The sequence below is a fragment of the Streptomyces sp. NPDC020747 genome (genome assembly GCF_044334695.1).
Classification (GTDB): domain Bacteria; phylum Actinomycetota; class Actinomycetes; order Streptomycetales; family Streptomycetaceae; genus Streptomyces.
Genome location: NZ_JBIRTJ010000019.1, coordinates 221,113 through 232,158 on the forward strand (window position 1 = coordinate 221,113; position 11,046 = coordinate 232,158).

General features: G+C 69.9%; 7 protein-coding genes. 5 read left to right on the forward strand and 2 right to left on the reverse strand.

What is annotated here, in order from left to right:
• Positions 1-62 precede the first annotated feature (62 nt).
• From ACH4YP_RS39945 to ACH4YP_RS39965, 5 genes are all read left to right on the forward strand, one after another.
• Positions 63-2,072, forward strand: a complete 2,010-nt coding sequence (locus tag ACH4YP_RS39945; RefSeq protein ID WP_398495974.1) for a nitrate- and nitrite sensing domain-containing protein — start codon at positions 63-65, stop codon at positions 2,070-2,072.
• 93 nt (positions 2,073-2,165) lie between these two features.
• Positions 2,166-3,989, forward strand: coding sequence for an ABC-F family ATP-binding cassette domain-containing protein (locus ACH4YP_RS39950; protein WP_361052009.1), 1,824 nt, complete (start codon positions 2,166-2,168; stop codon positions 3,987-3,989).
• 213 nt (positions 3,990-4,202) lie between these two features.
• On the forward strand, positions 4,203-6,017 hold the full coding sequence (locus ACH4YP_RS39955; protein WP_398495976.1) for a PQQ-binding-like beta-propeller repeat protein: 1,815 nt from the start codon (positions 4,203-4,205) through the stop codon (positions 6,015-6,017).
• Between the two features lie 97 nt (positions 6,018-6,114).
• Positions 6,115-7,950: a PQQ-binding-like beta-propeller repeat protein gene (locus ACH4YP_RS39960; RefSeq protein WP_398495978.1), complete on the forward strand. Its 1,836-nt coding sequence runs from the start codon at positions 6,115-6,117 to the stop codon at positions 7,948-7,950.
• Between the two features lie 240 nt (positions 7,951-8,190).
• Complete coding sequence (locus ACH4YP_RS39965) at positions 8,191-8,892, forward strand: LuxR C-terminal-related transcriptional regulator (protein ID WP_361052018.1); 702 nt, start codon at positions 8,191-8,193, stop codon at positions 8,890-8,892.
• An 84-nt stretch (positions 8,893-8,976) separates the two neighbouring features.
• Here the strand turns inward: ACH4YP_RS39965 and ACH4YP_RS39970 are convergent, their stop codons facing one another.
• A complete protein-coding gene (locus tag ACH4YP_RS39970) occupies positions 8,977-9,300 on the reverse strand; it encodes a hypothetical protein (RefSeq protein ID WP_398495980.1) in 324 nt (107 codons plus the stop codon).
• A 21-nt stretch (positions 9,301-9,321) separates the two neighbouring features.
• Positions 9,322-11,040 (reverse strand): sodium:solute symporter family protein, encoded by a 1,719-nt coding sequence (locus ACH4YP_RS39975; protein WP_398495982.1) that lies wholly within the window; start codon positions 11,038-11,040, stop codon positions 9,322-9,324.
• Between the last annotated feature and the right edge of the window lie 6 nt (positions 11,041-11,046).

Below are 11,046 nucleotides of genomic sequence, written 5' to 3' on the forward strand. Positions count from 1 at the left end.
AACGCAACCGCCCCCCAGGCCGGCCGCCGCTCGTCCCACCCCTCCCTGAACGAGGTGCCCCCATGCGTGTCCGACGCGCGCCCGACCGGCTGCGACCCCGGTCGGTCAGAGCCAAGATCGTCTCTCTGCTCATGCTGCCCATCGTGTCGCTGATGGCCCTGTGGGGCTTCGCCGCGGTGACCACCGCCTCCAGCATCGGCGCCACCGAGCGGGCCAAGGAGGTCAACGCCGAACTCCTCGTCCCCGTCGAAGGGTTCGTCACCGCCGTCCAGGCCGAGCGGACCGCCGCCCTGCGGTACGCCGCCACCCCCGGCAAGGGCGACCCCGCCGAACTGCGCGCCGCCGGCCGGACCACCGACGCCGCGGTGAGGAAGCTCCTCGACGGCGCCAACGCCAGCAGCGCCGACGCCGGACTGCTCGACTCCGCGCTGCCCGGTCGCATCGACCGCCTGGAGACGGACGCGGAGGGCCTCACCGCGCTGCGCGCCGAGGCCTCCGGTGACGGCGCGAAGGTCACGGACATCCACACGGCGTACTCCACGACGGTCGAGCACGCCTTCGCCGTCTCCGGCGCGCTCACCGGCGAGGAGCGCACGGGCGGTGCCTCCGAGGCCCGGGTCGTCCTCGAACTCGCCCGTGCCCGCGAGGCGTTGGCCCAGGAGCAGGCGATCCTCGCCGCCGGCCGGGCCGCCGGAACGCTCACCAAGGACCAGTACGCGCTGTTCGTCGGCGCCCTCGCCACCCAGCGCCAGCTGCTCGCGCCCGCCGTCGCCGATCTGAGGCCCTCGCACCGGGCCGCGTACAACACCGTTCTGCAGAGCGGGAGTTACGAGAGCCTCCAGGCCATCGAGAACCGGGTACGCAGCGCCGGGCCCGGCGCCTCGGCCGTGTCGGCGGGCTTCCTCACGCGGTGGGACGGCTCCGCGAAGACCGTCCTGGACGGGCTGGCCAAGGCCGAGAAGAGCGCCGGAACGGCCGCCGTCTCGCGGGCCGACGCCTTCGGCTGGGACACGCTCGGCGCCTCCGGCGTCGCCGTCGTCCTGGGCCTCGTCGGCGTACTCCTCTCGCTGCTCGTCTCCGTGCTCGTCGGGCGCGGACTCATCGTCGAACTCCTCGACCTGCGCAACTCCGCCCTCGAAGTGGCCGGCCGCCGCCTGCCGCAGGCCATGCGACGGCTGCACGCCGGGCAGGGCGTCGACATCGACGCCGAGGCACCCATGCGCCGCCTCGCCGGCGGCGAACTCGCCCAGGTCGGCACCGCCCTCACCGCCGTCCAGCGGGCCGCCCTGAAGGCCGCCTCCGAACGCGCCGAACTCCTCAGCGGAATCTCCGGCGTGTACGTCAGCATCGCGCGCCGCAGCCAGGTCCTGCTGCACCGGCAGCTCGATCTGCTGGACTCGATGGAACAGCGGCAGCGCGATCAGGCCGAGCTCCAGGACCTGTACCGGATCGACTACCTCGCCACCCGGATGCGGCGGCACTCCGAGAGCCTGCTCATCCTGTCCGGCATCGCGCCCGGGCGTGGCTGGCGCGATCCGATCCCGCTGTCGGAGGTGCTGCGCGCCGCCGTCGCGGAGATCGAGAACGCCTCCCGCGTACGGATCTGGGCCATGCCCCGCGTCTCCGTCGCGGGCGGGTCGGTCGCCGACGTCATCCATCTGCTCGCCGAGCTCGTCGAGAACGCCTCCGCCTTCTCGCCGCCCAGCACGCAGGTGCAGCTGCGGGCCGCGCGGGTGCGGGGCGGGCTCCTCATCGAGGTCGAGGACAGCGGCTTCGGTATGAAGGAGGACGCGATGGCCGAGGCCAACCGGAAGATCCGCTCCGAGAAGGTCGACCTGCTGGACGCCAAGCAGCTCGGGCTGATCGTGGTGAACCGGCTGGCCGAGCGGCAGGGGCTGAGTGTCGAGCTGAGGCCGTCCGTGAGCGGGGGCGTCACGGCCGCCGTCCTCATCCCGGAGAACCTGGTGCGGGACGACATGCCGGTGCACGACCGGGCGCCGGCCGAGTCGGGGGTGGGGGGCCGTTCCCTGGCACCGGCCTCGGCGCTGATACCGCGCCGGCGGGGGCGGTAGGCGCCGCGGGCGCCGCCCTCTGGACGGGCGGGAGGATCACCCTCACGGGCGACTACCCTGGAAGGTCGATCGATCCCCCCTGTCAGGAGTGCGATGGCCGTCAATCTGGTCAATGTCGAGGCAGTCAGCAAGGTGTACGGAACCCGTGCGCTGCTCGACGGAGTCTCCCTCGGCGTGTCCGAGGGCGACCGGATCGGGGTGGTCGGCCGCAACGGTGACGGCAAGACCACACTGATCCGGATGCTCGCCAAGCTGGAGGAGCCGGACACCGGCCGGGTCACGCACTCGGGCGGCCTGCACCTCGGTGTGCTCACCCAGCACGACTCCCTCGACCCCGAGGCCACCGTCCGCCACGAGGTCATCCGGGACATGGCCGACCACGAGTGGGCGGGCAACGCCAAGATCAGGGACGTACTCACCGGACTGTTCGGAGGGCTCGACCTGCCGGGCTTCCCGCAGGGGCTCGACACCGTGATCGCGCCGCTCTCCGGTGGTGAGCGGCGGCGGATCGCGCTGGCCAAGCTGCTCATCGAGGAGCAGGACCTGATCATCCTCGACGAGCCCACCAACCACCTGGACGTGGAAGGGATCTCCTGGCTCGCCCAGCATCTGAGCCGGCGCCGGTCCGCGCTCGTCTGCGTCACCCACGACCGGTGGTTCCTCGACCAGGTCTGCACCAGCATGTGGGACGTGCAGAAGGGCGATGTCTACGAGTACGAGGGCGGCTACACCGACTACGTCTTCGCCCGGGCCGAGCGGGAGCGCATCGCCGCCACCGAGGAGGTCAAGCGGCAGAACCTCGTCCGCAAGGAGCTGGCCTGGCTGCGGCGCGGGGCACCCGCCCGTACGTCCAAGCCGCGCTTCCGCGTCGAGGCCGCCAACGAGCTGATCGCCGACGTGCCGCCGCCGCGGGACAGCAGTGAGCTGATGAAGTTCGCCTCGACCCGGCTCGGCAAGACCGTCTTCGACCTGAAGGACGTCACTGTCCAGGCCGGGCCCAAGGTGCTCCTCAAGCATCTGACCTGGCAGCTCGGACCGGGGGACCGGATCGGTCTCGTCGGTGTGAACGGCGCGGGCAAGACCTCCCTGCTGCGGGCCATGCGGGACGCCGCGCTCTCCGAGGGCGAGACGCAGCCCGTCGCCGGGCGGGTCGCGGTCGGCAAGACCGTCAAGCTCGCCTACCTCTCCCAGGAGGTCGCCGAACTCGACCCGACGCTGCGGGTGCTGCAGGCCGTCCAGGCCGTGCGCGACCGCGTCGACCTCGGCAAGGGCCGCGAGATGACCGCGGGCCAGCTCTGCGAGACCTTCGGCTTCAACAAGGAGAAGCAGTGGACGCCGGTCGGCGACCTGAGCGGCGGTGAGCGTCGGCGGCTCCAGCTGCTGCGGCTGCTGATGGACGAGCCGAACGTCCTCTTCCTCGACGAGCCGACGAACGACCTCGACATCGAGACCCTCACGCAGCTGGAGGACGTCCTCGACGGCTGGCCCGGGTCGATGATCGTGATCTCCCACGACCGGTTCTTCATCGAGCGCACGACCGACCGGGTGTTCGCGCTCCTCGGCGACGCGACCCTGCGGATGCTGCCGCGCGGGATCGACGAGTACCTGGAGCGGCGCCACAAGATGGAGGAGGCCGCGGCTGCCTCGGCCCCCGCGCCCGTCCAGTCGGCCGAGAAGTCCGGTGTGTCCGCCGCAACAGTGTCTTCTAAAGAGGGCCGCGCGGCGAAGAAGGAACTCCAGAAGATCGAACGGCAGCTGGACAAGATCTCCGACAAGGAGAGCAAGCTGCACACCCAAATCGCCGACAATGCCACGGACTTCGGGAAAGTGGCGAAACTGGACTCCGACCTGCGCGAACTGGCCACCGAGCGCGAGGAGTTGGAGATGCGCTGGCTGGAGCTCGCAGACGACGCGTGAAGGCTGCGTGAAGGAGCATAACGAGGGCATCACGGGCCGGTCCTCCCTTGGGAACAGGGGAGGAACCGGCCCCTTGTTCGAGCGCGTCATGGTGATAGAAAGAGCCGTCCGAGAACACTCTTGGGCAGTCTGACAACCACTGTGAGTGCATCGCCTACTGCGGTGCGTACTGCAGGGCATGGCTAAAAATCAGTGAAGAGGGGGAACGCGCTGATGACTCAGCCGCCCAACCAGCCGCCGCAGGGCGGGTTCGGAGCGCCGCAGGACCAGCCGCCGCAGGGCCCGCCACCGCAAGGAGGCTTCGGCCCGCCGCAGAGTCCGCAGGGAGCCACGCCTCCGCCGCCCGCCCAGCCGCCGGGGACTCCACCGCCGCCTCCGCAGGGCGCCCCGCCGCAGCCCGGTTACGGCTACCCGCAGCAGCCCGGCCCCTACGCCCAGCCGGGTCCGTACGGACAGCCGCAGCAGCCGGGCCCGTACACCCAGCCCGGCCCGTACGGGCAGCCGCAGCAGCCGGGGCCGTACGGCCAGCCCGGTTACGGCTATCCGCAGCAGCCGCAGTTCCCGGGTGCGCCCGGGATGCCGCCGGGCGGTGGCTCGCGCAACCCCTTCAAGGGGAAGCCCGCGGTGATCATCGGGGCGGCGCTGGCAGCGGCGCTCGTCGTCGGCGGCACCGTGTTGGCCGTCTCCGGCAGCGGTGACGACGCCAAGAAGAAGCCCGTCGCCGACAAGAGCCAGGACGGCAAGGCCTCCGAGTCCGGCGCCCCGGTCAACCCCGGTGACGGCGACGGCGACGGCAACGAGGGCACCGAGGACCTCAACGAGGGCCGCCAGGCGGGCGAGTCGAAGGTCCTCTGGTACAAGGAGGCGCCCGACGCGCCCGGTTCCGGCGCCGAGGCCCCCGGCCTGTGGATCACCGACAAGGTCGCCGTGAAGGCCGCGTACAAGCAGGTCTTCGCCTACAACGTCGACGACGGCAAGGTCAGCTGGCCCGCGGTCTCCTTCCCGGAGAAGATCTGCGCGGTGTCCCCGCAGAAGACGTCCGACGACAAGGTCTTCGTGGCGTACAAGGAAGGCACCAAGGACGCCGCCGAGTGCAACCAGGTCGTGGAACTCGACCTCGCCACCGGCAAGAAGGGCTGGACGAAGGAGATCCCGGAGGGCGAGCTCTTCGACAGCGCCCTCAGCCTCAGCCTGAACATCGTCGGCGACACGCTGATGGTCGGCCGCTCCATGTCCGGCATCGCCTACGACGTGACCAGCGGCGACAAGCTCTACGACAAGAAGAAGTACGGCGCCTCCTGCTTCCCCTCGGCGTTCACCGGCGGCGCCAAGCTGCTCGCCGTCTCCTCCTGCGGGGCCGGCGGCGACAACGAGCACGACGAGGTGCAGGAACTCGACCCGGCCACCGGCAAGACCCAGTGGACCAGGAAGTTCCCCAAGGGCTGGCGCGTCGAGCGGACGTACTCCGTCGACCCCGTCGTCATCTACCTCACCAACGCCGACAAGAAGCAGTGGAACGTCACCGCGCTGAAGAGCGACGGCTCGGTCCGCTCGGAGGTCGACGTCGACGAGTCGTTCGCGCCCGAGTGCGGCTGGGCGATCCTCTCCCGCGACCTCCAGGGCTGCGGGGGTGTGGCGGCCGACGCGAACACCCTCTACCTGCCGACCGAGGCGAAGAGCGGCGCCAACGAGATCGTCGCGATCAGCCTGGAGAACGGCAAGGAGAAGTGGCGGGCCAAGTCCCCGGCGGACGAGGCGATGATGCCGATGAAGCTGGACGGCACGAACCTGATCGCGTACGTGCAGCCCTCGTACGACTCGGGCGGTCAGGTCGTCTCCATCCCGACCGGCGGCGGCTCGCACACGCCTCGGAAGCTGCTGCAGAACCCGCAGGGCACCGCGGACATCGAGGACGGCTTCTTCTCGAAGGCCGTCGATTACGTGGACGGGCGCTTCTACCTCTCCACCACTCGCCTGACGGGCAACGACGAGTCCAAGGAGAAGCTGATGCTGGCCTTCGGCAAGTGACCGGGCCGGCTCTCCCGCACATCCCGCCCGCTCGTCCCGTCCGGCCCGTCCACGGCCACCCGACCTTCGTCCCCTTCGTATCCGAGGTACACACGTCATGAGTCAGCCGCCGCCCCCGCCGCCCAACCAGCCGCCCCAGGGAGGCGGTTTCGGCGCCCCGCAGGACCCGCCTCCGGGCGGCTTCGGTGCGCCCACCCCGCCGCCGGCCACTCCGCCCGCCGGGCCCCCGCAGCAGCCGCAGCCGGGCTACGGCTACCCGCAGGCACCGGGTCAGGCACCCCAGACCCCGCCCCCGGCCGGACCTCCGTCGGCCCCGCCGCAGCAGCCGTACGGCTATCCGCAGGGAGCCCCGCAGACGCCGCCGGCCCAGCCGGGCTACGGCTACCCGGGTCAGCAGCAGCCCGGTTACGGCTACCCGGGCCAGCAGCCCCAGTACGGCTACCAGCAGCCGGGCACCATGCCGATGCAGCCGCAGGCTCCGCAGGGCGGGCGGAAGGTCAACCCGCAGGTGGCGATCATCGTCTCGGCCGTCGTGGCGATCGCGCTCATCGTCGGCGGCGGTGTCTGGTACTCGAACTCGTCCGGCAAGAGCGACGAGAAGGACACCTCCGCAGGCCCCGGCGGCACCGAGGGCAAGGACGGCGACAACGGCGGCGACGACGTCGGCGGAGGCGGCGGCACGGAGAAGGTGCCCGCCAGCACCAGCGCCAAGGTCCTCTTCCAGCTGCCCGCGGCGGAGGTCCCCAAGAAGGACGTCTGGAGCGTCGCCGGCTCCTGGCTGACCGACAAGGTGTACGCCAAGTCGGGCGTCAGCGAGGTCATCGGCTATGCCCCGGACACCGGCAAGGAGTCCTGGACGCTGCCGCTGACGGGGCTGACCTGCGCCGGTTCCCCCGAGGTCACCAAGGACGGCGTCGTCGTGGTGGTCGCCGAGGACGCCAAGCGCACCAAGGCGAACCCGTACCCGGAGTGCACCGAGGTCACCGCGTTCAACCTGAACACCGGCAAGGCGCTCTGGACCAAGTCCGTGGCTCCCAACGGCGGTGAGAAGGCCGCGTTCAAGGAAGTCAGCATCACCGGCACCACGGTCGCCGCCGGCTCCGGCCTCAACGGCGGCGCCGCCTTCGACATCAGCAACGGCAAGATCCTCTGGCAGCCGAAGGTCGGCACCTGCGAGGACGTCGGCTACGCGGGCGGCGAGCAGCTCGTCGCGGTCCGCAAGTGCGGCGACTACGGCAACGAGAAGTACGAGGTCCAGCTCCTCGACCCCAAGTCGGGCACCGTCAAGTGGAGCTACAAGCTCCCCGCGGGCATCGACAACGCCAAGGTCATCTCCACCAAGCCGGTCGTCTTCGGGGTGGACTCCGGCGAGATCACCGCGTCCGGCGCCACGGACATCTTCTCGCTGGACGACAGCGGCAAACTGCGCACCAAGATCACGCTCGAAGACGGCAAGTACGAGCACGACTGCGGTGTGAACAAGATCCACAACTGCCGTTCCATCGCGGTCGGCAACGACAGGCTGTACGTGCCGACCAAGCAGCACGAGGGCGCCGAGCAGTACTCCCGGGTCAACGAGATCGTGTCCTTCTCGCTGGCCACCGGCAAGCCCACGAGCGACCGGGCCGACGCCGGCGACGGCTACGAGATCCTGCCGATCCGGATGGACGGCGGCAACGTCATCGCGTACAAGAACGGCCCGTACGACAAGGGTTCCCAGGTCGTCTCCATCGACGGCAAGACCTTCAAGGAGACCAAGCTCCTGGAGACCCCCGCCGAGGCCCAGGTCCGCAGCGCGATCAGCAGCATCAGCCCGAGCAGTGCGGAGCTGCGGTACACGAGCGGCCGGCTCTTCATGGCCCAGGAGCTGATCAGCGCGCCGTACTCCGCGGACGACAAGGAGTACGCGGCGATCGGCTTCGGCGCCGAGTAGGCCGTACGCCGATCAAGCGTTCGCCTGTCGATCACGACTCCGCCCCTGTTCAGGGGCGGGGTCGTTCTCGTACGGCCCATCGCTCGCGAATGTGAGGAATTTCGGAAAACCGGGGCACTTCTCTCCAGTAGGGGAAGCGCAACGTCGAACAAGCGTGTAGCTTCCGGGGGATGGAGAGCCGGGGGGCTCCTATCCATGGGGTACCAGTGGGGATCCGGGGGGACTGGGGGGTTGGGCTCGATGGGAGTGCGGCTCATGGTGGTCGACGACCACCGACTGCTCGCCGAGGCGTTGGCCTCGGCTTTGAAGCTGCGCGGGCACCGCGTGCTGGCCGCGGCCGCGCCTGCCGCGGGAGCGGCGGAGCTGGTGATCACAAGGGCGCCGGAGGTGTGCCTGATCGGCACGGCGACGCCCGCCGAACCGGGCATGTTCGACCCGGTGGTGAGAATCAAGCGGGAGCGGCCGCAGGTCGCGGTGCTGGTCCTCGGACCGGTGCCGAACCCGCGGGGAATCGCCGCGGCGTTCGCCGCGGGGGCGTCCGGTTACGTACGGCACGACGAGCGCATAGAGGGTGTCGAGCGGGCCATCATGAAGGCCCGGGCGGGGGAGGCGGCCGTGGCGCCGCAGCTTCTGCAGGGCGCCTTCAGCGAACTGCTCAACCCGGCCGCGCAGCCCGACGACGAGGGCCAGCGGCTCCTCCAGATGCTGACGCCGCGAGAGGTCGAGGTGCTGGTGAGGGTGGCCGACGGCGAGGACACGCGGCTCATCGCGGCCGGCATGGGCATAGCGCCGAGCACCGCGCGGACCCACGTGCAGCGCGTACTGATGAAGCTGGGCGTCGGCTCCCGGCTGGAGGCGGCGGCGCTCGCGGCCCGTACGGGGCTGCTGGACCGCGCGGGGCCGATTCAGCACCCGGCGCCGGACGCGGGGTCCGAGGTCTAGTCCCGGTCCCGGTTCAGGTCCCGGTACAGGTGTGGGGGTCGGAGTCGCGTTGTGCGGCTCCGGCCCCGTACCCGTGAACGGCGGTTATTCGGCGGGTCGTTCGGTGTCCGGGTCCAGGTCCGGTGTGGGCGGAGCCACCGGCCGCAGCCACAGCCAGGCCAGGAAGAACAGGCCGAGCGCCAGCATGCCGAGGCCCGTCCAGAGGTTGATGTTGATGTCCTGGGCCTTGGCGATGTCGGCGTCGGACTCGGTGATGCCGGCGATCGTGACGATGATCCCGTAGACGACGAACAGGCCGCCGATGATGCGGCGGATGTCGAACAGGCGGGCCGCGGTGGCGGACTTGCCCTGCAGTTCGGTGACTTCGCGCTGGAGGTCGCGGTCGGAATAGCCAGAGTGCTCGGACATGGGTGATCAGGCCTCCGGTCGTCAGAAGGAGAAGGGGATGTAGCAGGCGGCGGCCAGGATGATCGCGCCCCAGCCGAGCAGGGCCGGCTTGCGGTACCAGGCGTCGTCGCCCTTGGCCGGGGGCTCCTCCATACCGGGCGAGGTGGTCCCGTACACCAGGCCCTGGAGTTCCTCCGCGGGCTTCGGCGCGGTGAAGAGGGAGACGGCGAACATGACCACCGCGCCGGCCACGAACCCGGCGATCGCCGAGACGAAGTTGGCGCCCTGGTCGGAGGGGATGCCGATGATGTCCTGCTTGTAGAGGACGAAGTAGTTGATCATCGCGGCCGTGGTGCCCGCGAGCAGGCCCCAGAAGCCGGACTTCATGGACGCGCGCTTCCAGAACATGCCGATGATGAAGACGACGAACATCGGCACGTTGAAGAAGGAGAACAGCGTCTGGAGGTAACTCATGATGTTCGAGAAGGAGGAGGCGAGGAACGCCGTCCCGATCGACGCCATGACGCCGACCGCCGTGATGAGACGCCCGAAGCGCACGTAGTACGTGTCCTCCTCGTCGCGCTTCACGTACTTCTGCCAGATGTCCGTGGTGAAGACGGTGTTGAAGGACGAGATGTTGGCCGCCATGCCCGCCATGAAGGCCGCCAGCAGGCCGGTCACCGCGATGCCGAGGACGCCGTTGGGCAGCAGGTCCTCCATCAGGTACGGGATCGCGTCGTTGTACTGGAGGTCGGACCCGGAGGTCCCGATCTTCGGTACGAGCACGGCCGCGACGAGCCCCGGGATCATCACCAGGAAGACGATGAAGATCTTCGGGAACGCGGCGATGAGCGGGGTGCGCTGGGCCGCGGAGAGGTTCTTGGCGGACAGTGCGCGCTGCACCTCGGCGAAGTTCGTCGTCCAGTAGCCGAAGGACAGCACGAAGCCGAGGCCGAGCACGATGGTCAGCCAGTTGGCGCCGAGCGGGTTGTCGCTGCCGATGCCGGTGCCGCCCCACGCGGTGGTGAAGTCGGCGCCGTGGGAGGCCGTCAGGGAGTCGGTCAGGCCGTCCCAGCCGCCGACCTTCTTCAGCCCGAGCACCGAGAGCGGGATCAGCGCGGCGAGGATCACGAAGAACTGCAGCACCTCGTTGTAGATCGCGGACGACAGCCCGCCGAGGGTGATGTAGCCGAGCACGAAGAAGCCCGCGACGACGATCGACACCCACTGCGGCCAGCCGAGCAGCGCCTCGACGACGATCGCGAGCGCGTAGAGGTTCACCCCGGCGATGAGGATCGCGGCGAACGCGAACAGGATCGAGCTGAGCAGATGCGCTCCCCTGTCGAAGCGCAGCAGCAGGAACTCGGGGACGGACCTGACCTTCGAGCCGTAGTAGAAGGGCATCATCACCAGGCCCAGGAAGACCATGGCGGGGATGGCGCCGATCCAGTACCAGTGCACGGTGTAGACGCCGTACTGGGCGCTGTTGGCGGCCATGCCGAGGATCTCGGTCGCGCCCAGGTTGGCGGCGATGAACGCCAGACCGGTCACCCAGGCGGGCAGCGAGCGCCCGGAGAGGAAGAAGTCGAGGCTGGTCTTCACCGAGCGACGGGCCGCGAAGCCGATGCCGAGCACGACGACGAAGTAGATCGCCAGGATCGTGTAGTCGAGCCAGTTGGTGGGGAGCCGCAGCTCCGCCGCCAGGTGCACGGGCGACGTGGGGGCCGGATATGTGGGAGCTGGAGATGTGGGGGTCTGCATTCAGCA